Raw genomic sequence first — 349 nt, 5'->3', positions numbered from 1 at the left:
TTAATAAGGCCAACAGCTAGTTGACATCGTTTACGGCGTGGACTACCGGGGTATCTAATCCCGTTTGCTACCCACGCTTTCGCACCTCAGCGTCAGTTTTAGTCCAGGAAGGCGCCTTCGCCACTGATGTTCCTCCAGATATCTACGCATTTCACAGCTACACCTGGAATTCCCCTTCCCTCTACTAAACTCTAGACTACCAGTATCAGATGCAGTTCCCAGGTTGAGCCCAGGGCTTTCACAACTGACTTAATAATCCGCCTACGCGCGCTTTACGCCCAGTAATTCCGAATAACGCTTGCACCCTCTGTATTACCGCGGCTGCTGGCACAGAGTTAGCCGGTGCTTC

The 349-nt window shown here is 51.6% G+C and carries 1 rRNA gene; it reads right to left on the bottom strand.

The annotated features are described in order from the left end of the window. Positions 1-349 (bottom strand): 16S ribosomal RNA (locus J3998_RS13150); the annotation flags it as partial.

This window comes from Thiomicrorhabdus marina, from assembly GCF_017571465.1.
Classification (GTDB): domain Bacteria; phylum Pseudomonadota; class Gammaproteobacteria; order Thiomicrospirales; family Thiomicrospiraceae; genus Thiomicrorhabdus; species Thiomicrorhabdus marina.
This window is presented reverse-complemented; position numbering and strand designations above follow the sequence as displayed.